This is a genomic window from Microbacterium sp. XT11 (genome assembly GCF_001513675.1).
GTDB lineage: Bacteria > Actinomycetota > Actinomycetes > Actinomycetales > Microbacteriaceae > Microbacterium.
Window position 1 is genome coordinate 1,236,171 of the sequence record NZ_CP013859.1, and the last position, 20,443, is coordinate 1,256,613.

Below are 20,443 nucleotides of genomic sequence, written 5' to 3' on the forward strand. Positions count from 1 at the left end.
ACGTGTATAGTCCAATTCGATTAGTCCACATGGACTAATCGAGAAGGAGTGATCGTGAAGGATGCCGCACTCACACCCCTCGGGGTGATGGTGCTCGCGCTGCTGCGCGAGGGCGACATGCATCCCTATGAGATGGCGCGCCTGCTGCGCCAGCGCCGTGACGACCGGATCATCACGGTCACCAACGGCACGCTCTATCACACGGTCGCCCGCTTGAACTCCCAGGGGCTGATCGAAGAGGTCGGGGTCGACCGCGAAGGCAACCGGCCGGAGCGCACGACCTACACCCTCACGCCGCAGGGCTCGTCCGCCGTGGCCGAGTGGGTGCGCACCGAGCTCGGCGCGTCCGGAAGGACGACACAGTTCCGCGTCGCGCTCGCCGAGGCGCACAACCTCGATCGCGACGAGGTCGTAGCCCTGCTCACGGCTCGGCGCGATCGACTGCGCGGAGAGCTCGACGTGCTCCGCGACGGACTGGAGGGCGCCGCATCACGCGGAGTGCCCGAGCAGTACCTCCTCGAAGTCGACCGCCACCGGGTCCTGCAGCAGGCCGAGGTCGACTGGCTCGACTCCCTGATCCCGCGGATCGCGTCCCCCGGCTTCGCCTGGGGCTCCGATCCGGATTGCTCGCTTGCCGAATGAAAGGCACATCGGAATGACTGAACCCTCCCGCGCTGCGGATGCTCCTGGCGGGGCCATCCCCACGTCGACCGGCACCTACTCGGTCGGTCACAAGCCCGCGAGCCCGTGGCCCGCTCTGTGGGCGCTCGTCATCGGATTCTTCATGATCCTGGTCGACACCACGATCGTGTCGGTGGCCAATCCCGCCATCAAGGCGGCTCTCGACCCGCAGAGCAACAACCTCGACAACGTCGTGTGGGTCACCAGCGCCTACCTGCTGGCCTACGCCGTGCCGCTGCTCATCACGGGCCGCCTCGGCGACCGCTTCGGCCCGAAGAACATCTATCTCATCGGCCTTGCGCTGTTCACCCTGGCGTCGCTGTGGTGCGGCCTCTCGACGTCGCTCGAAGGACTCGTCGTCGCGCGCGCCGTGCAGGGACTCGGTGCCGCGTTCATGACTCCGCAGACGATGGCCGTGATCACGCGCACCTTCCCCGCGGATCGCCGCGGCGCCGCGATGGGGCTGTGGGGAGCGACGGCGGGCGTCGCCACGCTCCTCGGTCCGCTGCTGGGCGGCGTGCTCGTCGACGGGCTCGGCTGGGAGTGGATCTTCTTCGTCAACCTCCCTGTCGGCGTGATCGGATTCGTGCTGGCGTGGATCCTCGTGCCGAAGCTGGCGAGGCATCCGCATCGCTTCGACGTGCTCGGCGTCGTTCTCAGCGCCGTCGCCCTCTTCCTCCTGGTCTTCGGCCTGCAGGAGGGGGAGAAGTACGACTGGGGCGTCATCTGGGCCCCCGTGTCGGTGTGGGGTCTCATCATCGCGGGACTCGTCGTGCTTGCGCTCTTCATCGTGCAGCAGGCCCGCACCCGCAGCGAGCCCCTGGTGCCCCTCGCGCTCTTCCGCGACAGGAACTTCTCGGGCGCGAACGTCGCGATCGCCGCCGTCGGATTCACCGTGACGAGCATGTCGCTGCCGCTCATGTTCTTCCTGCAGCTCGCACGAGGGCTCACCCCCACCGAGGCCGCGCTGCTGATGATCCCCATGGCCGTGCTGTCGGGCGGGCTCGCGCCGCTCGCGGGCAAGCTCCTCGACCGCGTCGACCCGCGCATCATCCTCGTCCCGGGACTCCTCTGCGTCGGCGGCGCGCTGCTCTGGTACTCGGCTCTGCTCTCGGTCGACACCCCCATCTGGATGTTCCTCCTCCCCTCGGCGCTCATGGGCGTCGGCAACGCGGGGATGTGGGGACCGCTCGCCACCACGGCCACGCGCAAGCTGCCGCCGCGACAGGCCGGGGCGGGAGCGGGCATCTACAACACGACCCGTACGATCGGCTCGGTGATCGGCTCGGCATCCATCGCGGCGTTCATGCAGGCGCGGCTGGAGGCGAACCTCCCCGGACTCGCCGAGGCGCCCACCGGGATCGGGTCGGGCGGTGCCCTGCCTCCCCAGGTCGCCGAGGGCTTCTCGGCCGGCATGTCGCAGACGCTCCTGCTCCCCGCGGCGGTGATGGTGGTCGCGCTCGTCGCCTCGCTCTTCCTCGGCAGGTACGCGACGACGGATGCCGGCGCCGCGGCGGCCGGTTCTCGCTGAGGCCGACGCCTGGAGTGGCGACGCATCGTCGGGTGTGATGTCATCGGGTGATGACGATCACGCTCATCCGCCCCACCGCCGACCTCTTCGACAGCTGGGCGGAGGCCGTCGCGGAGTTCGGATCGGCGCACATCGACGGCTCCGGACTCCAGGCGCCCGTCACACCCGACCGCGCGACGCTCGATGCTCTCGTCGCGAAGGCGGAGGAGCTCGCCGATACGAGCACGGAGCCGGCGGACGGCCTCGTCCACAACGACCTGTACTGGATCGTCGACGGCGGCGAGGTCGTCGGCTTCCTCTCGTTCCGGCACCGCCTCAACGAGTGGCTGAGCGAGGTCGGTGGACACATCGGCTACGCGGTCCGCGCGTCGCGGCGCCGCCAGGGCTACGCGTCGGCGGCCCTGCGCCTCGGTCTCGACCGAGCGCGCGAGATCGGCCTCGACCGCGTCATGCTCTCGTGCGACGACGACAATGTCGGCTCCTACAGGACCATCGAGGGCGCCGGCGGCGTGCTTCAGGATGTGCGCGACCAGTCCGAGCGCGGCCACCCGCTGCTGCGCCGGTACTGGATCGCGCTCTGACGGCCGCGGACGGCGGCATCCGCGCCTGACCGTCGGAGCCGTGGCTTCCAGGACGCCGCCGGGCCGGGTATTAGGGTGGAGCGTCGGCCAAACCGGTCGTTCCCGCCGATCCGAGGAGCATCCGTCGTGATCCGAATCCCCTCATCCGCCACCCAGCGGCTGCGCGCGCTCGGGCGAACTGCCGGCGCCGTCGCACTCACGGCCTTCCTCGCCGTGGGGGCGCTGCTCGGCGGGGCGAACGCGGCATCCGCTGCCGATGACACCGACGCGTACGTCATCGGCACCGACACGACGTTCGCGCCGTTCGAGTTCACGAACTCCGACGGCGAGCTCGTCGGCATCGACATGGACCTCCTTCGCGCGATCGCGAAGGACCAGGGGTTCACGGTCGAGATCCGGCAACTCGGCTTCGACGCGGCGGTGCAGGCCCTTCAGGCCAACCAGGTCGACGCCGTCATGGCGGGCATGTCGATCACGGAGGAGCGGCAGAAGACCTTCGACTTCAGCGAGCCCTACTTCACCAGCGGCATCCAGCTCGGAGTGCTGGAGAACAGCGACGTCCAGTCGCTCGACGACCTCGACGGCAAGACCGTGGCCGTGAAGACCGGCACACAGGGGCAGACGTTCGCCGAAGAGAACCAGTCGACCTACGGCTTCAAGATCACGCCGTACCAGGACACGACCGACATGGTGGACGCCGTCAAGGCGGGCCAGGCCGTCGGTTACTTCGAGGACTTCCCCGTGCTCGCCTACGGCATCCAACAAGGGTCGGGGTTCCGTCTCGTCGGCGAGCCGGAGCTGGGCGGGGAGTACGGCTTCGCGGTGAACAAAGGACAGCACCCCGAGCTCGTCGAGAAGTTCAACGCCGGCCTCGCGAACCTCAAGAAGTCGGGCGAATACGACAAGATCGTCGACCGCTACCTCAGCGGCGAAGCATCCGAGCAGCCGACCGACATCGTCTCTGTCGCGGTGAAGTACTGGCCGGCGCTCATGAGCGGTCTCGGCCTCACGATCCTCGCGACGCTCGTCGCGCTCGTGGCGGCCTTCGTGCTCGGCATCGTCTTCGGCTTCGGCCGGCTCTCCGGGTTCTTCTTGTTCCGGTGGCTCTCGACCGCGTACGTGTTCGTCTTCCGCGGAACGCCGATCCTCGTGCAGGCCTTCTTCGTGTTCTTCGCGATCCCGCAGCTGTTCCCCGGGCTCACGTTCAACCCCTTCGTGGCCGGCGCGATCACGCTGTCGCTCAACACCGGCGCCTACATGACCGAGATCATCCGCGGCGGCATCCAGGCCGTCGACCCCGGCCAGAACGAGGCGTCGCGCTCCCTCGGCCTCGGTCACTGGAAGACCATGCAGAAGGTCGTGCTGCCGCAGGCGTTCCGCATCATGATCCCGTCGTTCGTGAACCAGGGCATCATCACCCTCAAGGACACGTCGCTCATCAGCGTCATCGGCCTCGCGGAGCTCACGTTCCAGTCGCGGCAGATCATCGCATCGACCTACCTGTCGGCGCAGGTGCTGACCATCGTCGCCCTCATCTACTTCGTGGTGATCACGCTGCTCACGCTGCTCGCCAACCGCCTGGAGAGGAAGTTCAACGCATGAGCAAGATCGTCGTGCGCGACCTGCACAAGTCGTTCGGAGACAACCAGGTGCTCAAGGGCATCGACCTCGAGGTCGCCGACGGCGAGGTCATCGCCGTGATCGGACCATCGGGCTCGGGCAAGTCCACGCTGCTGCGCTGCCTCAACAAGCTCGAGGAGCCCACGTCGGGACACGTCATCGTCGACGGCGTCGACCTCACCGACAAGAGCGTGAAGCTCGACGAGGTGCGCCAGCGCATCGGCATGGTGTTCCAGCACTTCAACCTGTTCCCGCACATGACCGTGCTCGAGAACATCACCCTGGCGCCCGTCGAGCTCGGCCGGATGTCGAAGACCGAGGCTCGCGAGCGCGCGATCGCCCTGCTCGACAGGGTCGGGTTGAAGGAGAAAGCGGATGCTCGCCCGGCATCCCTCTCGGGGGGTCAGAAGCAGCGGGTCGCGATCGCCCGCGCCCTCGCGATGGACCCCGAAGTCATGCTCTTCGACGAGGCGACCAGCGCGCTCGACCCGGAGATGGTGGGCGAGGTGCTGCAGGTGATCCGCGACCTCGCCGAGGGCGGCATGACCATGGTGCTCGTGACGCACGAGATGGGCTTCGCACGCGAGGTCTCCGACCGCACGGTGTTCATGGACGGCGGTGTCGTCGTCGAGGCGGCTCCGCCCGCCGACCTGTTTGGCGCCCCGAAGAACGACCGCCTCAAGGACTTCCTCTCCAAGGTCCTCTGACCCGGGCCGGCCGCCCGGGAGCCGGGGGCGGGGCGGGCGCGGGCGGTGCGGCGCGACGGCGGGGTGCTGTGGCGCGTACGAAACGTCGGAGTTTCGTTGCGACGCGCCGTGGGGCGGATGCCGCGGGGCGGCGTGTCGCGTGACGGTTCCGACGTTTCGTGCGCGGGAGGCGGCGAGGTTCCGGGTCCGGCGCGCCGCTGCGGCGCGGGCGGCGTGACGGCGTGGCGGGGGCGCCGCGCGGGTGCGGGCGCGGCGGGGGGCGGTTGCGGCGCGGGGGCGGTGCGGGTGCGGTGCGGGTGCGGGGGTGCCGTCGCGCGGCGCGACGGCGGGGTGCTGTGGCGCGTACGAAACGTCGGAGTTTCGTTGCGACACGCCGTGGGGCGGATGCCGCGGGGCGGCGTGTCGCGTGACGGTTCCGACGTTTCGTGCGCGGGAGGCGGCGAGGCTCTGGGTCCGGCGCTCCGGCGCTCCGGCGCGGTGCGGGTGCGGGTGCCGTGCAGTCGCGGCACCGCGGTTCGAGACGCGCGCACGGGCACCGCGGCACGGGCACCGTGGGCCCGGCGGCTCCGCGCGGGCTACTCCGTGACGCGGGCGGCGATGTCGGTGCGGTAGTGCGAGCCGTCGAGCGAGATCTTCGCGATCGCCTCGTAGGCGCGGGCGCGGGCGGTGCGGAAGTCCGGCGCCACCGCCACGACGTTGAGCACGCGCCCGCCGGTCGCGATCAGCGCGCCACCGCGGGCGTCCGGGCCGGCCGTGGCGGCGTGCACGAGGCGGACGCCCTCGACCGCCGCGGCATCCGCGAGCCCCTCGATCGGGCGGCCGGTCTGCGGAGCATCCGGATACCCCTCGCTCGCGAGCACGACCGTGATGGCGACGTCGTCGCGGAACTCCGGCTCGGGCTGGTCTTCGAGGGTGCCGGATGCCGCGGCGAACAGCAGCTGCGACAACGGGGTGACCAGGCGGGGGAGCACGATCTGCGTCTCGGGGTCGCCGAAGCGGGCGTTGAACTCGATGACGCGCACTCCGGCGGGGGTGAGGATGAGCCCGGCGTAGAGCAGCCCGATGAACGGGGTGCCCTCGGCGTCGAGCTGGCGGATGACGGGAAGCGCGATGTCGCGCGTGACCTCCTCCACGAACGCCTTCTCGCTGCCGAACTGCTCCGCGAGCCACGGCAGCGGAGAGTACGCGCCCATGCCGCCGGTGTTCGGGCCGGCGTCGCCGTCGAGCGCGCGCTTGAAGTCCTGCGCGGGGCTGAGTGCGCGCACCGTGTCGCCGTCGCTGAGGAAGAAGAGCGAGACCTCGGGGCCGGAGAGGAACTCCTCGACCAGCACGGGGCCGTGCGGGAGGTAGTGCTCCGCGTGCGCGAGCGCCTCGGCGCGGTCGGACGTGACGATCACGCCCTTGCCGGCCGCGAGGCCGTCGGCCTTCACCACGTGCGGGGCGCCGAGCTCGTCGAACGCCGCCTCGACCTCCGCGAGGGTGGCGGCGCGCACGGCGCGACCGGTCGGCACGCCCGCGGCGTCCATGATCCGCTTCGCGAACGACTTCGATCCCTCGAGCTGCGCAGCCGCCTTGCCCGGACCGAACACCGGGATGCCGTGCGAGCGCAGGACGTCGGCGACGCCCGCCACGAGCGGGGCCTCGGGACCGACGACGACGAGGTCGATGCGGTTCTCGTTCGCGAAGGCGGTCACGGCGGCGCCGTCGAGCGGGTCGACCGCGACCGGAGTCGCGTCCTGCGCGATGCCGGCGTTGCCGGGGGCGACGAAGATCTCGTGCTCCGTCTGCTCCGCCCGCAGGGCGAGGATGATCGCGTGCTCACGGGCACCGGAACCGAGGACGAGGATCTTCACCCGTCCAGCCTATCGAGGTCGGCTCGGCACGTTTCGGTTCGCCAGTCGGCAGTCCCTGCAACGGCGGCGCGTGACGGCCGCGCGGCGCGCATCAGACCTCGACCGGACGCTCGACGCCTCGGTCCCACGGCAGAGCCCAGCCGGTCGCGTCGAACAGCGCGTCGAGCACCATCGCGGTGAAGCCCCACACGATCGTGCCGTCGACGTCGAACGCCGGGCCTTTCCAGGTGCGTCCCATGCGGGTGATGATGGAGGTGAAGCGGATGCTCGGGTCGAGCAGGTGCGCGACCGGGACACGGAACACCTCCACGGTCTCCGCGTGATCGACCGCCGCGACGCGCGACGGAGAACGCCACCAGCCCAGCACCGGCGTCACCACGTGGTTGCTCGCGGCGAGCGGCAGCTCATCGAGGGTCGCGAGCACCTCGACGCCCGCGGGGTCGAGCCCGGTCTCCTCCTGCGCTTCACGCAACGCGGTGGCGACGGCATCCGCGTCTCCTGGCTCGCGGCGGCCGCCGGGGAACGACACCTGTCCGGGGTGCGACGAGAGCGTCGCGGCGCGGCGTTGCAGCAGCACGTCGAGGTCGGCCGCGACCGTGAGCTCGTCGGACCGGGCCGGAACGCTGTCGAGACGGCCGAACAGCACCAGCACGGATGCCGCGCTCGCGCCCGCGGCTGCGGGAGGGAACGACGGAGTCCACGCCGCGCTCCGCTGCGCGGCGGCGATCAGCTCTGCGCGCGCTCCGCGCAGGGTCTCCGGGGAAGTGGTCATCGGTTCGAGCCTATGCCTGCGGCATCCGTCCGGGGCGGACGCGTGCGGCACGGTCGCGCGTACGCTGAGAGCATGCCTCCGAAGAAGATCGACACGATCGACGGGCGCGCCGCGCTCGACGCCGTGCGTGCCGCCGAGGCGGCAGGAGACAGGCCGGCGCGGGCGACGCTCGCGACCGCGGTGCGCTATCTGCTGCAGCTCCTCGACGAGAAGGCGCCGGGGAACAGCGTCGAGGTGCGCGTGCCGCCGTTCGGGGCCGTGCAGGTGATCCAGGGGCCGCGGCACACTCGGGGCACCCCGCCGAACGTCATCGAGATGGACGCGCACACCTGGATCGCGGTCGCGACGGGAGCGCAGCAGTGGGCGGATGCCGCGTCTTCCGGCCGCATCCACGCGTCGGGAGTGCGCGCCGACCTCGCCGACGTGCTCCCGCTCCGCCCCTGACGAGCCCGAGCGCGGGCAGTGCGCGCGGAACGGGGGACAGGGTGACCCAGCAGTGGGACAATGGAGGCATGGCCCCCACCGACTCCTCCCAGACCGTCGAAGCGACCGTGCGGCGCGTTCCCCGCTACGGCGTCTTCATGGGCATCGGCGTGGTGCTCGGGATCATCGTGGCGGGCATCCTCACGCTGACCGGCAGCTATGAGGAGTCGAAGGCGCTCGACGTGGTCTACCCACCCGGCCAGGTCTTCGGCTTCCTGCTCCTGTGGACCGTGCCGGCAGGGCTCGCCCTGGGCGGAGTCGTCGCGCTGCTCATCGAGCGCGCCGCGCGCCGTCACGATCGCGTCGTGCGGGTCGACCGCGAGACGATCATCCCCGCCGACGACGAATGACGACGACCGACGACGAATGACGCGGGCCGCTGCCCTCACGCCAGCTCGGAGATCACAGGGCGGATGGCGGAGTCGAAAGCGACCACGTCGCGGCGAAGCCCGTCGGTGACCGCGACCGTGAGCGCGCCGATCCACCAGATGCCGCGCTGAGACAGCGGAAGCACCTGCACGTTCAGCTCGAACGAGTGTGCCCGCCGTCCTACCTCCCGCTCGAACTCCGCGATGGCGCTGGCGTACGCGCGGTAGGAGTCGCCGCCGGTGTGGCTCGTGACCGACGAGACGTAGCGGTCATGCGCCGCGTGGGCGTAGTCCAGCACGGATGCCGCGTGCGGGGCGATCGCCGCTGCCAGCTCCTCCGCGCCGGTGGCCGGCAGCGCGACGAGGGTGTCGAAGCCGTCGACGAGCTCGAGCGGCACATCCGAGCGGTGCGCTCGGGGCTCGACGGTCATGTCCCAGTAGTCGCGCCACTGCGCCTCGAGCGCAGGCGAGGCCTCGACCGCGTCCGGTGCCCGCACGGGCAGGTCGCGCAGGCTGGGCAGGTCGGCGGGGGCACGGATGCCGAGCGTCTGACGCAGCGCGAGCGCGACGAGCACGGGCACGCTCGCGTCTTCGCGGATCAGCCACTGCGGCTTGTCGGACATGGCCCCATCGTATGGCGAGCACGACGGCATCCGCTCTTCGTCTTCTCGCAGATCCGGTGCAGCCGCGGACGGTAGGATCGAGGGGTGGCTGCCTCCCCCACCAATCCCTATTCCGAAGCCGGCGTCGACACTGCTGCGGGCGATCTCGCCGTCGAACTCATGAAGTCGTCGGTGCGCGCGACGCACGGACCGGAGGTGCTCGGCGGGGTCGGCGGTTTCGCCGGCCTCTTCGACGCCAGCGCCCTGCTCGGCTACCGGCGTCCGCTGCTGGCCAGCAGCACCGACGGCGTCGGCACCAAGGTCGCGATCGCGCAGGCGATCGACAAGCACGACACCATCGGGCAGGACCTCGTGGGCATGGTCGTCGACGACATCGTCGTCGTTGGCGCGAAGCCGCTGTTCATGACCGACTACATCGCCTGCGGCAAGGTGGTGCCCGAGCGCATCGCCGACATCGTCCGCGGCATCGCCGAGGCGTGCTCCGCCACCGGTACGGCCCTCGTCGGCGGAGAGACGGCCGAGCATCCTGGTCTGCTCGGGCCCCGCGACTACGACGTCGCAGGCGCGGCGACCGGTGTCGTCGAGGCCGACGCGATCCTCGGCGCCGACCGCGTGCGCGAGGGCGACGCCGTCATCGCCGTGGCGTCGAGCGGCCTGCACTCCAACGGCTACTCCCTCGTGCGGCACATCATCACGAACGCCGGCATCAGCTACGCCGACAACGCCGCCGAGTTCGGCACGACGTGGGGTGAGGCCCTGCTCGAGCCCACGCGGCTGTACACGTTGCCGATGCTGCGTCTCATCGACGCGCTCGACGGCGGTCAGGACGGCGGGGTGCACGCCCTCAGCCACGTCACCGGCGGCGGCATCGCCGCCAACCTCGCCCGCGTGCTCCCGAAGGGATCGTGGGCCGAGGTCGACCGTTCGACGTGGTCGCCGAGCCCGGTCTTCCGCGTGCTGAGCGACATCGCGGGATCGACGCTGGAGTCGGCGGAGGGCACGTGGAACCTCGGCATCGGCTTCCTCGCCGTCGTCGCGGGCGAGAGGGCGGATGCCGCCGTCGCCGCGCTGGCCGCGGAAGGTCTGCCTGCCTGGCAGGTCGGCACCGTCGGGTTCGGTGCGCGTCCGGCAGGAGAGTTCGAAGAGGGCGCCAAGGGCGTCGACGGCGGAGCGGTGCGCCTGGTGGGCGCATACGCGTCCCACTGAAGAAACGGATGAAGTAGACACCCCATGTGCGGCATCGTCGGAATGGTCGGAACTGCGCCGGTCAACCAGGACATCTACGACGCCCTCCTCCTGCTGCAGCACCGCGGCCAGGACGCGACCGGCATAGCCACGGCAGAGGCCAACGGGGTGATGCACAACGCGAAGGCACAGGGCATGGTGCGCGAGGCGTTCCGCACGCGCGACATGCGGTCGCTGCTCGGCAACGTCGGTCTGGGGCATGTGCGCTACGCCACCAAGGGCACCGCGTCGAGCGAGGAGGAGATGCAGCCGTTCTACGTGAACGCGCCGTACGGCATCATCCTCGTGCACAACGGCAACCTCACGAACACGCGTGAGCTCACCGCAGACATGGCGCAGCGCGACCGCAGACACCTGAACTCGTCGAGCGACACCGAGCTGCTGCTGAACGTGCTCGCGGGCGAGCTGCAGGCGACCACGTCGACCGTCGACCTCGACCCCGAGCGCATCTTCGAGGCGGTGTCCCGCACGCACGAGCGCATCGAAGGGGCGTACGCCGTGATCGCGCTCATCGCCGGCTACGGTCTGCTGGCCTTCCGCGACCCCTTCGGCATCCGTCCTCTGATCCTGGGCCGCCGTCCGTCGACGACGCCCGGTGCCGAGGGACACGACGAGTGGGTCGTCGCGAGCGAGTCGCTGGTGCTCGAGAACGGCGACTACGAGGTCGTGCGCGAGGTCGAACCGGGCGAGGCCGTGTTCATCACGAACGATGGAGAGCTTTTCACCCGCCAGTGCGCGCAGAACCCGACGCTGGCGCCCTGCGCCTTCGAGTACGTGTATCTCGCGCGACCCGACTCGATCATGAACGGCATCTCGGTCTATGAGTCGCGGCTGCGCATGGGCGAGCGCCTGGCCGACACGATCGCCAAGCACGTGCCGAGGGACAAGATCGACGTCGTCATGCCGATCCCCGACTCGTCGCGGCCTGCGGCCATGGAGGTCGCCCGCAAGCTCGGCATCGAGTACCGCGAGGGCTTCTACAAGAACCGCTACGTCGGCCGCACCTTCATCATGCCGGGGCAGGCGGTGCGCAAGAAGAGCGTGCGGCAGAAGCTGAACGCCATGTCGACCGAGTTCCAGGGCAAGAACGTGCTGCTCATCGACGACTCCATCGTGCGCGGCACCACGTCGAAGCAGATCATCCAGATGGCGCGGGATGCCGGCGCGACGTCGGTGACCTTCGCCTCGGCTGCGCCTCCGGTGCGGCATCCGCACGTCTACGGCATCAACATGCCGTCGCGTCAGGAGCTCATCGCACACGGCCGGACGATCCCGGAGATCGCCGAGGAGCTGGGCTGCGACTATCTCGTGTACCAGGAGGTCGACGACCTCAAGGCCGCCATCACCGAGGGATCGGCCGTGACCGACCTCGACATGAGCTGCTTCGACGGGCGCTACGTCACCGGGACCGTGACCGACGAATACCTGGCGTGGGTCGAGGGGTCGCAGTCGTCCTGATGACGTCTGCTCGACCGCTCTGGGAGGGCAGGGCGATGGCCCTGCTCGGCATCGTGCTGGTCGCCTTCTCGCTGCGCTCCGCCGTCGCGTCGCTGTCGCCGGTGCTCGACCACATCTCTCAGGCGTTCCCTGTCTCGCCGGTGGTGGTGGGGCTCATCGGCGCCGCGCCACCGGTGTGCTTCGCGGTGTTCGGGCTGCTGACCCCGCTGGTCGAACGCCGGTTCGGGCTCGAGCGGGTCGCGGTCGTGGCTCTCGCGCTCATGGCGGCCGGTCTGCTCCTGCGCGGTCTCTCCGTCGACTCCGTGACCCTGCTCGGGGCCACCGCGCTCGTGTTCGCGGGTGTCGGGTCGGGCAACGTGCTGCTTCCGCCGCTGGTGAAGAAGTACTTCCCCGACCGGCTCGGCGTGATGATGACGGTCTACTCGACGACGATGGCCGTGTCGACGTTCCTCCCTCCGCTCGTGGCGGTGCCGGTCGCCGACTCCCTCGGCTGGCGGATCTCGCTGGGCATGTGGGGCGTGTTCGCGGCGGTCGCGCTCGTGCCGTGGGTGGGGCTGCTCATCCGCGAGCGGCGCGAGCCCGCGGCACCCGTCGTGACCGAGCTGCTGGTCCCCGACCCGACCGACGGGGTCGACGATCTGCGCGACGCCGTGGCGGCGTCGACAGGGCCCATCAGCACCGCCCCGGCGAGTCCCCGGATCTTCGGACGGCTGTGGCGCCTGCCGCTGGCCTGGGCGCTCGCGTTCGTGTTCGCGACGTCGTCGTCGATGGCGTACGCGTCTTTCGCATGGATGCCTGCGATGCTCGTCGACATCGGCGGCGTCAGCCCGGCGACCGCCGGGTTCCTCCTGTCCGTCTTCGCCGCCGTGGGTCTGCCGTGCTCGATGCTCGTGCCCGTTCTCGTGGTGCGGTTCCAGGCGACGAGGCCGCTGTTCTTCTTCGCCGCAGGCGCAGGCGTCGTGGGGCTTGCTGGGCTCCTCGTGGCGCCCCGCGCCGCGCTGGCGCTGTGGGTGGTGATCTTCGGCCTGACCGCGATCATGTTCCCGCTGAGCCTCGTGCTGCTGAGCATCCGCGCCCGCACGCCCGAGAGCGCGGTGGCCCTCAGCGGCTTCGTGCAGAGCCTCGGCTACGCCATCGCCGCCCTGTTCCCGCTCACGATCGGACTGCTGCACGAGACCACGGGCGGATGGCAGGCCCCGATCGTGCTGCTGGCGGCGGCGCTCGTGGCGGCTGCTCCTGCCGGCTGGATCTCTGGTCGCCGACGGACGATCGAGGACGAGTGGGAGCGGCGGCACGGACGCTGGTGACATCCGCGCCCGACGGCTGGGGTCCGCGGCGCGGATGCCGCGCAGACGCCGACGTGTCGGCATCCGTCCTGCGGCATCCGCGCCCGGGTACGAAGAAACCCCCGCGCGGTGCGCGGGGGAGACGACGTGCTGAAGCGGGGGTCAGGCCCGCTCTAGTTCGTCCTCGTCTTCGTCGGCGTACTCATCCGCCCACTTGTCGACGTACTCGGAGTCCGAGTCGTCTTTCGGGTGCCCGAGCTCGCGTTCCAGTGCGGAATAGTTCACAGCCGGACTGTACGACTTGAGTTCGCGGGCGATTTTGGTGTGCTTCGCCTTCTGACGGCCACGGCCCATGCGCCAGACCCCCTCACGAGTTGAGCTGCGGGCGGCATCGGCGCCCGCGCATTCACGACACCGGCGTGCGGCCGGTAAGAGTAGCATTCAGAATAGCACGCGGGTAAGACCCTCTGGCTGAAAGCCAGGCTGGTGAAAGGGAGTGATCCTCATGACCGACAGCACCTCCGAGCCCCAGGCCGAGGCCGCGCAGAACGCGGCGCTGCAGAAGGCCGTCATCGTCGGCCTGCAGCCCGATCAATCCCGTCACGTCATCGACGAGGCCGCGAAGTACGCGAAGCTGCTCGGCGCACCGCTCGTCGTCGTGCATGTCGACGTGACCCGGTTCGTGACCTATGAGGACCCCGACGGATACGTGCACTCCGCACCGATCGACATCAACTTCGAGGCAGGCGCCGCCGAGTTCGAGGCCGTCCAGGCAGCCGCGGCCGATGCGCTCGACGGCACAGGCCTCACCTGGACGGCGCGCCAGCTCGTCGGCGACCCCGCCCTCGCCATCAAGCAGCTCGCGGGCAAGCTCGACGCGCAGCTGATCGTCGTCGGCACGCGCAAGCGCGGCATCGGCGAGTCGATCCGCGAGTTCTTCACCGGGTCGGTGGCGGCGCGCCTCGCGCATCGCCAGCACCGCTCGGTGCTCGTGGTGCCGCTCGAAGAACCGGTGCCGGACACCCAGAAGGAGATCTGGACCGAGTAGCCCGCCCCGCGGCAGCGGGGCGAGCTCAGCGGTCGCGAAGGGCGGCGATGGCCGAGGTCACGGCCTTCGCCGCGGTATCCAGCGCGTCCTCCAGCTGCGAGACGACGGATGCCGGGAGCACACCGCCCTGCGCCACGTGCGTGCGCAGGTCGGCGCGCACGCGGGCGCGGAACGCGTTGATGACGGCATCCGCCCTGTGCACCTCTTCGCGACTCGCGATGCGCTCGTCGTCGGATGCCGTGCGCGGACGGCTCTTGGCTGCCTTCCGCTCGTCGTGCGCGGCGGTGGCGAGGTCGGCGCGAAGGCTCTTCATCGCCTCCTGCACGCTCTGGCGCACCTCGTTGGCGATGAGCCGAACCGAGTCCTTCAGCCCCGCTTCGATCCCGGCGAGGTCGTCCTCGCGGGAGGCGAGCTCGGCGCGGCCTGCCTCCGTGATCGCGTAGATCGTGGTGCGGCCGTCGACCGTCTTGGTGACGAGGCCGTCCTCCTCGAGCTTGGCGAGACGCGGATAGATGGTGCCGGCGCTGGGCGTGTACGTGCCGCCCGTGCGATCGGTGAGGGCCTGGATGATGCCGTACCCGTGCTGCGGCGACTCGGCCAGCAGCGACAGCAGGTACAGGCGCAGATCGCCGTGGGAGAAGACTGCGGGGCTCATGCGTCCCACTCCGGGTCGTTCTCGATGGTGGCCGGCGTGCGCCGAAGGACCGTGACCCCGCCCGACACCGAGTTGGCGCGCAGGTCGACGAAGCGTCCGGCGAGCTCGCCCGTGGAGCCGGTGTAGTTGCTGGGGCCGTTGGAGCCGCGGTCTACGCCGTCGACGAGGATCCGCCCGCTCATCGAGCGGATCACGTAGTTGGCGGCGAGCGACTCGTCGAGTCGCACCGTGGTGCCGCCGGACACGCTGTTCACGGTGATGCTGTTCACGTCTCCGGCCGCGTCGACGAGGGTCGAGCCCGACACGATGTCGACCGTGGCCTTGCGCACGGTGCCGGTGACCGCCACGTCGCCCGACACGCTGTTGGCGAGGATCGAGCCGGTCAGGCCCCGCACCTGCACGTCGCCGGAGACGGTGTTGACGGTGAGATCGCCGATGAGGGTGTCGACGATGATGTCGCCCGACACGGTGTTGAGCCGGGCGTCGTTGCGGATGCCGGAGACGAGGGCGCCGGCGCTGACGACGCCGAGGTTGAGTGCGATGCCGCGCGGCACGGCGACGCTGACCTCGGCCTTGGGCCCGCCGGAGCCGAAGTTGCGGAACACCTCGAGGAAGTTGTCCCAGCCGAGCTGCGGGTGGTCGATCTCGACCTCGCCGCCCGCGGATTCGATGCGCAGGTCTTTGACGATGACGCCGTGCACCTCGATGCGGATGCCGGGCTCGTCGTGGCCGATGACGTCGACCTGCCCGCCGACGAGGCCGATCTTCAGGCGGGTGGCGTTCTCGATGTCGATGACGCGTTCCTCGCCAGGGGCGATGAGCCACTTCTCGGTCATGTGCTTCTCCTTGGTTCGGATTCGCGTTATATCGCGTTTGATGAGAATAACACGATATATCTCGATCGCGTCAAGAGGCACGGCGAAACTTTCTTGAGATTCGGCTTGACCTTGACGCAACGTCAACTTCTACCGTGGAGTTATCGAGAACGGAAGGAGCTCACGATGAGCGGACGCGACTGGTCGATCCAGGAGATCGCACGGCTCGCCGGCACCACCAGCAGAACGCTGCGTCACTACGACGACATCGGGCTGCTGCCGCCGACGCGCATCGCCTCCAACGGATACCGGCACTACGACGAGAACGCCCTCGTGCGGCTGCAGCGCATCCTGCTGCTGCGTGAGCTCGGGCTCGGCCTGCCGCAGATCGCCGAGGTGCTCGACAGGGAGCGTGCCGAGGCATCCGCACTCGAGACCCATCTCGCGCTGCTGCGCGAGGAGCAGAACCGGCTGGCGCGGCAGATCGCGTCGGTCGAATCCACCATCGCAGCCCTGAGAGGAGGTGAAGAACTCATGGCAGAGAACATGTTCGACGGCTTCGACCACACCCAGTACAAGGAGGAGGTCGAGGAGCGCTGGGGCAAGAAGGCCTACGCCGACAGCGACCGCTGGTGGCGGGGGATGACGGATGCCGAGCGCGCCGAGTGGATGCAACGCGCCGCCGACCTCGGCCGCGACTGGATCGCGACAGCCGAGAGCGGTGTCGATGCGGCATCAGACGAGGCGCAGGCGCTCGCCCGCCGTCACGTCGAGTGGCTCACGAGCATCCCCGGCACGCCGGCCGCCACTCCAGGCGGCGACGCGAAGGGTTACGTGCTCGGCCTCGGTGAGATGTACGTCGCCGACCCGCGCTTCGGCGCCAACTACGCCACCTCGGCCGGTGGCACCCAGGGCGCCGAGTTCGTCCGGGACGCGCTCCGCGTCTACGCCGAGGCGAACCTGTAGGCGCTCCGCCGACGCATTCGAGTCGCATGAATGGCCCCTTCCTGGCTCAGGAGGGGGCCATTCGTGCGACTTGAACGCCCGCGGTGGCGCGGCGGCGTAGGGTCGAGGCATGACCGGGCCTCGACAGCGCAGCGGGGCGGCGTTCGTCGGGGCGGCGCCGTTCATCGTGGCGGCGTCGACCTACGCGCTGAACTGCGCGCTGGGGGCGGCCGTCGCCGCGCGACTGGTCGACACGTCCGGCATCCGCTGGGTGCATCACCTGCTCTACGTCGGCACGTGCGTCACGACCGCGACCGCGCTGGGCCTCGCCCTCGCGCGGCCCGGCGCCCGCCCAGCCGCCCTCGCCCTCGCGCCGGCCGCGGCGCCCCTCGCCGTGATCCCGTTCGCGGGGACGAGAGGGCTCCGGCATCCGCTCGTCGCGCTGGCCGCCGCGCCCTTCTACATCGCGGGCGTCGTGCGCTCGCGCTCCGCCCTCGACCGGAAGTGATCGCATGGAGCTGCTCGACGCCATCCGCCGCCGCAAGACCACGAACGGACCCTTCCTGCCGGACCCCGTGTCTGAGGAGCACCAGAAGCTGCTCCTCGAGGCCGCGGGGCGTGCACCGTCGCAGCTGAACAGTCAGCCCTGGCGGTTCGTCGTGATCGAGAACCGTGAGACGATCGAGGAGATCGCGCGGATCTCGGGCGAGAGCATGACCGAGGCGATGTCGAACGGCACCTTCTTCGAGAGGTACAAGCCGTACTTCCGCTTCAGCCAGGCCGAGATGGAGGAGAAGCGCAGCGGGATGCTGTTCGACAAGCTCCCCGCAGCGCTGCGTCCGTTCACGAGCCAGGTGTTCACGAAGCGCGGGCAGAAGCTCATGAACGCGTTCGGCGTGCCGAAGACGCTCGGCGAGGAGAACCGCAGACTCGTGGCGGGCTCGCCGCTGCTGCTCGGAGTGATGCTCGACCGCAGCGAATACCGGCCGGGGCAGCTGTCGTCGTTCTACTCCGTGTTCAGCATGGGCGCCGCGATGGAGAACGTCTGGCTCACGACCGTGGAGCTCGGCATGGGCATCCAGTTCATCTCGTTCCCGATGGAGGTGCCCGGGCGGTGGGACGAGATCGTGCGGCTGCTGCGCGTGCCCGACGACCTCGAGCTCATGGCGGTGTACCGGCTCGGCTACGTGCCGCTGGAGCAGCGCCGACCGGCGATCGACTGGACGAGTCACGAACGCCGGCTCGTGTCGCAGTACGTCTTCCGCGAGACGTGCGAGACGCCGCAGCAGGGGTGGGATGCCGCGGGCTGACCGTGGAGGCGGCCGACCGTGGAGTGCGGGGCGGCCGTGGGATGCCGCGGGCTAACCGTCGAGGCGGCGCAGGTCGTCGAGGGCCGGGCCTTCGAGACGGCGTCCGTCGGGCGCGAAGCGCGACGCGTGCAGGGGGCAGTCCCACGTGCATTCGGCATCGTTCCAGTCGAGCACGCCGCCCATGTGCGTGCACACGGCGCTGACGCCGCGGGTCACCCCGTCGACCGTCGAGATCCCGACAGGACGGCCTCCGCGGTTCGCGACGACGCCCTCGCCTTCCTTCGGGCGCGGCACGGGCACGGCGCGCGCCTCCGCCGACGCCCATCCGGATGCCGCTGCCGCAGCCACGCGGGCTCCCTCCGCCGCGCCGCGGGCGATGTCCGACGGCACGGTGAGCCGCGTGCCGATCGTGGTCATCCACGACGGGCGCTCGCCGCGGCGCGTGCCGAGGATCTCGGCCGTGAGGCGCAGCGCCGCGGCAGGGGCGTTGGTGAGGCCCCATTTGGCGTAGCCGGTGGCGAACCGGATGCGTCCGAGCCCTCGCGGCAGCGCTCCGACGAAGGGGATGAGGTTGTGCGACTCGTAGTCCTGCGCGGACCAGCGGTGCGTCTCCTCTGCTCCGGGGAAGTGCTCGGCGGTCCAGGCCACGAGGTCGTCGACAGCGGCGGTCTCTCCGTCGGAGCGCCCGACCGGGTGTCCGTTGCCGCCGACGATGAGCTGCGCCGTGTCGGCGGGGCCGTCGGTCGCGGCCACGGGCCGCACCGAGCGGGTCGGCCCGTCGACCGAGATGAACGTATCGTCCACGGATGCCGTGGGCACGCGGAACGAGACGCAGTACGACCGCTGTCCGCGCACCTTCATGAAGGAGAGGCCGCGGTCGAGGATGGGTGTGCCGGTAGCGAGCACGATGTGGTCGCCGAAGAGCGGTCCGAGCGTCGTCTCGACGCGGGGCTCGGGGAGCGCGCGCGCACCGGTCGCGCGCACCCGGTCGTGCAACGTGCCGCCTTCGGCGAGGAACTGCCTGGCGAGCGCCTGGGCGACGCGCACCGGGTCGATGGTGGCCTGGTCGGCGAGGGCGACGGCGGCGGAGATCGGGAACGCCGTCGGCAGCTCGGCAGGTGAGAGCAGGCGCACGTCGAGCCCGGCCTCCTTCGCGGCGGCGTACTGGTCGACGACGGTCTCGAGTCCCGCCGGACCCTGGGCGTAGGAGTGGTCGGTGCGTCGCGTGTAGGGCACGCCGGCGCTGTCGGCGAAGGTCAGCAGCCACTGCATGCCGTCACGGTTCGCGTCGACGTAGGCGCGCACGAGCGTCGGAGAGTGGTGGCGGCGGATCTGGGCGAGCCGTGAACCCTGCAACAGCGAGAGCTTGCCGGTGTTCGAGCCGGTCGTGAGGTTCGCCACGTCGCCGGTGTCGATGAGGGCGACGTCGAGGCCGGCGTGCGCGAGCATGACGCCGGTGCACAGGCCGGTGAACCCTGCGCCGACGATCACGACGTCGTGCCGTGCACCGGGGTCGAAGGGCGAGCCGAGAGGGACGGTCGGGCCGAGCTTCCACAGGGGCTTCATGTGCACAGTCAACGCCACGACGGGGGCCGCCCGCACCGCCTTGACTTTCCGGCGAGGCGCTGTCACGGGGCTACAGTGGCAGGCGTGAACCTGCGCCGCGTCTTCTTCGTCGCCGTCGGCGGCACGGTCGGCACGGCGGCGCGACTCGCGCTCGGGATGCTGCTTGCCGACGCCGGTGTCGTGCCGGTGCTGGTGGCGAACGCGGTCGGCGCGTTCCTCCTCGGCGTGCTCACCGCGCGGCTTCCCGCGGCGACCGACCTCCGGCTGCTGCTCGGAACGGGGGCGCTGGGCGGCTTCACCACCTACAGCGCCTTCATGACGGGGACGCTGTCGCTCTGGGCGGATGCTCCGCTTCTGGCCTGCGCCTACGCAGCGGCGAGCCTTGTGCTGGGCGTCGGCGGGGCAGCGCTGGGGCTGCGTGCGGGACGTCCGCGAGCGGGAGGCCGCGCATGACCCCGTTGCTGTTCGCCGGAGCGGCTGTGGCGGGCGGTGCCGGCGCGGTGCTGCGCTATCTCGTCGACCTCGGCGTGGCGCGTCTGGCAGGCAGGCGCTTCCCGTGGGGCATCCTCGTCGTGAACCTCACGGGCTCGTTCGCGCTCGGCCTCGTCACCGCCGCCCTGCCCGGCCAGGCGGTCGTGCTGGGAGCGGGGCTTCTCGGCGGCTACACGACCTTCAGCACGGCGATGCTCGACACGGTCGCGCTGTGGCGCGACGGCGAGCGTCCGGCATCCGTGGCCAATGCCATCGGGATGCTGTGTGCCGGCCTCGCGTGCGCGGCGCTGGGGCTGGCGGTCGGCGCCGCCCTCTGACCCGACGCCCCGCCGGCCGCCCCCGTCCGGCCGGTTCCGGCCGGGCCCCGCCGGCTGTTTCGAGTCGCATGAATTGCCCCTTCCCGG

Annotated in this window: 23 protein-coding genes; 16 read left to right on the forward strand and 7 right to left on the reverse strand. The window is 70.5% G+C overall.

Annotated features, from left to right (window positions below; all coding sequences use genetic code 11):
- Positions 1–54: 54 nt before the first annotated feature.
- The 5 genes from AB663_RS05800 to AB663_RS05820 all read left to right on the forward strand — a co-directional run bounded on the left by AB663_RS05800 (position 55) and on the right by AB663_RS05820 (position 5,120).
- Positions 55–642, forward strand: coding sequence for a PadR family transcriptional regulator (locus AB663_RS05800; RefSeq protein WP_067202251.1), 588 nt, complete (start codon positions 55–57; stop codon positions 640–642).
- A gap of 13 nt (positions 643–655) precedes the next feature.
- Positions 656–2,212 carry a DHA2 family efflux MFS transporter permease subunit gene (locus tag AB663_RS05805; protein WP_083511133.1) on the forward strand — a complete coding sequence of 519 codons (1,557 nt, stop codon included), beginning with the start codon at positions 656–658 and terminating at the stop codon, positions 2,210–2,212.
- A gap of 50 nt (positions 2,213–2,262) precedes the next feature.
- The gene (locus AB663_RS05810; RefSeq protein ID WP_067202255.1) at positions 2,263–2,793 is read left to right on the forward strand and encodes a GNAT family N-acetyltransferase; all 531 of its coding nucleotides are present in this window, start codon (positions 2,263–2,265) and stop codon (positions 2,791–2,793) included.
- 126 nt (positions 2,794–2,919) lie between these two features.
- A complete protein-coding gene (locus AB663_RS05815; protein WP_083511134.1) occupies positions 2,920–4,395 on the forward strand; it encodes an amino acid ABC transporter substrate-binding protein/permease in 1,476 nt (491 codons plus the stop codon).
- A complete protein-coding gene (locus tag AB663_RS05820) occupies positions 4,392–5,120 on the forward strand; it encodes an amino acid ABC transporter ATP-binding protein (protein ID WP_067196635.1) in 729 nt (242 codons plus the stop codon). The genes AB663_RS05815 and AB663_RS05820 overlap by 4 nt, the downstream gene beginning before the upstream one ends.
- Positions 5,121–5,695: 575 nt before the next feature.
- Here the strand turns inward: AB663_RS05820 and purD are convergent.
- Complete coding sequence (gene purD / locus AB663_RS05825; protein WP_067196637.1) at positions 5,696–6,973, reverse strand: phosphoribosylamine--glycine ligase; 1,278 nt, start codon at positions 6,971–6,973, stop codon at positions 5,696–5,698.
- Between the two features lie 91 nt (positions 6,974–7,064).
- A complete protein-coding gene (locus AB663_RS05830; protein WP_067196639.1) occupies positions 7,065–7,745 on the reverse strand; it encodes an NUDIX hydrolase in 681 nt (226 codons plus the stop codon).
- Between the two features lie 72 nt (positions 7,746–7,817).
- On the opposite strand from AB663_RS05830, the gene AB663_RS05835 reads away from it, so the two are divergent.
- A complete protein-coding gene (locus AB663_RS05835) occupies positions 7,818–8,189 on the forward strand; it encodes a sterol carrier family protein (protein ID WP_067202263.1) in 372 nt (123 codons plus the stop codon).
- Positions 8,190–8,257: 68 nt separating this feature from the next.
- Complete coding sequence (locus AB663_RS05840) at positions 8,258–8,578, forward strand: hypothetical protein (RefSeq protein ID WP_067196641.1); 321 nt, start codon at positions 8,258–8,260, stop codon at positions 8,576–8,578.
- 35 nt (positions 8,579–8,613) lie between these two features.
- Here AB663_RS05840 and AB663_RS05845 read toward each other — a convergent pair whose 3' ends face one another.
- On the reverse strand, positions 8,614–9,219 hold the full coding sequence (locus tag AB663_RS05845) for a zinc-binding alcohol dehydrogenase (protein ID WP_067196644.1): 606 nt from the start codon (positions 9,217–9,219) through the stop codon (positions 8,614–8,616).
- An 84-nt stretch (positions 9,220–9,303) separates the two neighbouring features.
- Between AB663_RS05845 and purM the strand changes: the two genes are divergently transcribed.
- The 3 genes from purM to AB663_RS05860 are packed head-to-tail and all read left to right on the forward strand — an operon-like array spanning position 9,304 to position 13,229.
- Positions 9,304–10,425, forward strand: a complete 1,122-nt coding sequence (gene purM / locus AB663_RS05850) for a phosphoribosylformylglycinamidine cyclo-ligase (RefSeq protein ID WP_067196646.1) — start codon at positions 9,304–9,306, stop codon at positions 10,423–10,425.
- Positions 10,426–10,449: 24 nt separating this feature from the next.
- Positions 10,450–11,922: an amidophosphoribosyltransferase gene (gene purF, locus AB663_RS05855; protein WP_067196651.1), complete on the forward strand. Its 1,473-nt coding sequence runs from the start codon at positions 10,450–10,452 to the stop codon at positions 11,920–11,922.
- On the forward strand, positions 11,922–13,229 hold the full coding sequence (locus tag AB663_RS05860) for an MFS transporter (RefSeq protein WP_067202266.1): 1,308 nt from the start codon (positions 11,922–11,924) through the stop codon (positions 13,227–13,229). Before purF ends, AB663_RS05860 begins: the two co-directional genes overlap by 1 nt.
- 141 nt (positions 13,230–13,370) lie before the next feature.
- Here AB663_RS05860 and AB663_RS05865 read toward each other — a convergent pair whose 3' ends face one another.
- Positions 13,371–13,562, reverse strand: coding sequence for a DUF3073 domain-containing protein (locus AB663_RS05865; RefSeq protein ID WP_067196653.1), 192 nt, complete (start codon positions 13,560–13,562; stop codon positions 13,371–13,373).
- 151 nt (positions 13,563–13,713) lie between these two features.
- Between AB663_RS05865 and AB663_RS05870 the strand changes: the two genes are divergently transcribed.
- Positions 13,714–14,256 carry a universal stress protein gene (locus tag AB663_RS05870; RefSeq protein WP_067202269.1) on the forward strand — a complete coding sequence of 181 codons (543 nt, stop codon included), beginning with the start codon at positions 13,714–13,716 and terminating at the stop codon, positions 14,254–14,256.
- A gap of 25 nt (positions 14,257–14,281) precedes the next feature.
- Here AB663_RS05870 and AB663_RS05875 read toward each other — a convergent pair whose 3' ends face one another.
- Together AB663_RS05875 and AB663_RS05880 are read right to left on the reverse strand one after the other, a co-directional pair.
- Positions 14,282–14,911, reverse strand: a complete 630-nt coding sequence (locus AB663_RS05875; protein WP_067202273.1) for a PadR family transcriptional regulator — start codon at positions 14,909–14,911, stop codon at positions 14,282–14,284.
- The gene (locus AB663_RS05880) at positions 14,908–15,747 is read right to left on the reverse strand and encodes a DUF4097 family beta strand repeat-containing protein (protein WP_067196655.1); all 840 of its coding nucleotides are present in this window, start codon (positions 15,745–15,747) and stop codon (positions 14,908–14,910) included. Before AB663_RS05880 ends, AB663_RS05875 begins: the two co-directional genes overlap by 4 nt.
- Before the next feature lie 165 nt (positions 15,748–15,912).
- Here AB663_RS05880 and AB663_RS05885 point away from each other — a divergent pair, with 165 nt between their 5' ends.
- The 3 genes from AB663_RS05885 to AB663_RS05895 all read left to right on the forward strand — a co-directional run bounded on the left by AB663_RS05885 (position 15,913) and on the right by AB663_RS05895 (position 17,981).
- Positions 15,913–16,692, forward strand: coding sequence for a MerR family transcriptional regulator (locus tag AB663_RS05885; protein ID WP_067196657.1), 780 nt, complete (start codon positions 15,913–15,915; stop codon positions 16,690–16,692).
- A gap of 109 nt (positions 16,693–16,801) precedes the next feature.
- Positions 16,802–17,179, forward strand: a complete 378-nt coding sequence (locus tag AB663_RS05890) for a hypothetical protein (protein ID WP_067196659.1) — start codon at positions 16,802–16,804, stop codon at positions 17,177–17,179.
- Positions 17,180–17,183: 4 nt separating this feature from the next.
- On the forward strand, positions 17,184–17,981 hold the full coding sequence (locus AB663_RS05895; protein WP_067196661.1) for a nitroreductase family protein: 798 nt from the start codon (positions 17,184–17,186) through the stop codon (positions 17,979–17,981).
- Positions 17,982–18,032: 51 nt separating this feature from the next.
- Here the strand turns inward: AB663_RS05895 and AB663_RS05900 are convergent, their stop codons facing one another.
- Entirely contained in the window at positions 18,033–19,547 is a 1,515-nt protein-coding gene (locus AB663_RS05900) for an FAD-dependent oxidoreductase (RefSeq protein ID WP_067202277.1), read from the reverse strand.
- An 84-nt stretch (positions 19,548–19,631) separates the two neighbouring features.
- Here AB663_RS05900 and AB663_RS05905 point away from each other — a divergent pair, with 84 nt between their 5' ends.
- Both AB663_RS05905 and AB663_RS05910 read left to right on the forward strand, forming a co-directional pair.
- On the forward strand, positions 19,632–20,000 hold the full coding sequence (locus AB663_RS05905) for a fluoride efflux transporter FluC (RefSeq protein ID WP_232304652.1): 369 nt from the start codon (positions 19,632–19,634) through the stop codon (positions 19,998–20,000).
- On the forward strand, positions 19,997–20,356 hold the full coding sequence (locus AB663_RS05910; RefSeq protein ID WP_067196665.1) for a fluoride efflux transporter FluC: 360 nt from the start codon (positions 19,997–19,999) through the stop codon (positions 20,354–20,356). The genes AB663_RS05905 and AB663_RS05910 overlap by 4 nt, the downstream gene beginning before the upstream one ends.
- Positions 20,357–20,443: the final 87 nt, after the last annotated feature.

What these genes read in the sequence shown, in the direction of transcription:
- AB663_RS05805 (WP_083511133.1), top strand. Translation starts at nt 656, where the DNA reads ATGACTGAACCCTCCCGCGCTGCGGATGCTCCTGGCGGGGCCATCCCC.
- AB663_RS05810 (WP_067202255.1), top strand. Translation starts at nt 2,263, where the DNA reads ATGACGATCACGCTCATCCGCCCCACCGCCGACCTCTTCGACAGCTGG.
- AB663_RS05820 (WP_067196635.1), top strand. Translation starts at nt 4,392, where the DNA reads ATGAGCAAGATCGTCGTGCGCGACCTGCACAAGTCGTTCGGAGACAAC.
- AB663_RS05830 (WP_067196639.1), bottom strand. Translation starts at nt 7,745, where the DNA reads ATGACCACTTCCCCGGAGACCCTGCGCGGAGCGCGCGCAGAGCTGATC.
- AB663_RS05835 (WP_067202263.1), top strand. Translation starts at nt 7,818, where the DNA reads ATGCCTCCGAAGAAGATCGACACGATCGACGGGCGCGCCGCGCTCGAC.
- AB663_RS05840 (WP_067196641.1), top strand. Translation starts at nt 8,258, where the DNA reads ATGGCCCCCACCGACTCCTCCCAGACCGTCGAAGCGACCGTGCGGCGC.
- AB663_RS05845 (WP_067196644.1), bottom strand. Translation starts at nt 9,219, where the DNA reads ATGTCCGACAAGCCGCAGTGGCTGATCCGCGAAGACGCGAGCGTGCCC.
- purF (WP_067196651.1), top strand. Translation starts at nt 10,450, where the DNA reads ATGTGCGGCATCGTCGGAATGGTCGGAACTGCGCCGGTCAACCAGGAC.
- AB663_RS05860 (WP_067202266.1), top strand. Translation starts at nt 11,922, where the DNA reads ATGACGTCTGCTCGACCGCTCTGGGAGGGCAGGGCGATGGCCCTGCTC.
- AB663_RS05865 (WP_067196653.1), bottom strand. Translation starts at nt 13,562, where the DNA reads ATGGGCCGTGGCCGTCAGAAGGCGAAGCACACCAAAATCGCCCGCGAA.
- AB663_RS05870 (WP_067202269.1), top strand. Translation starts at nt 13,714, where the DNA reads ATGACCGACAGCACCTCCGAGCCCCAGGCCGAGGCCGCGCAGAACGCG.
- AB663_RS05875 (WP_067202273.1), bottom strand. Translation starts at nt 14,911, where the DNA reads ATGAGCCCCGCAGTCTTCTCCCACGGCGATCTGCGCCTGTACCTGCTG.
- AB663_RS05880 (WP_067196655.1), bottom strand. Translation starts at nt 15,747, where the DNA reads ATGACCGAGAAGTGGCTCATCGCCCCTGGCGAGGAACGCGTCATCGAC.
- AB663_RS05885 (WP_067196657.1), top strand. Translation starts at nt 15,913, where the DNA reads ATGAGCGGACGCGACTGGTCGATCCAGGAGATCGCACGGCTCGCCGGC.
- AB663_RS05890 (WP_067196659.1), top strand. Translation starts at nt 16,802, where the DNA reads ATGACCGGGCCTCGACAGCGCAGCGGGGCGGCGTTCGTCGGGGCGGCG.
- AB663_RS05895 (WP_067196661.1), top strand. Translation starts at nt 17,184, where the DNA reads ATGGAGCTGCTCGACGCCATCCGCCGCCGCAAGACCACGAACGGACCC.
- AB663_RS05900 (WP_067202277.1), bottom strand. Translation starts at nt 19,547, where the DNA reads ATGAAGCCCCTGTGGAAGCTCGGCCCGACCGTCCCTCTCGGCTCGCCC.
- AB663_RS05910 (WP_067196665.1), top strand. Translation starts at nt 19,997, where the DNA reads ATGACCCCGTTGCTGTTCGCCGGAGCGGCTGTGGCGGGCGGTGCCGGC.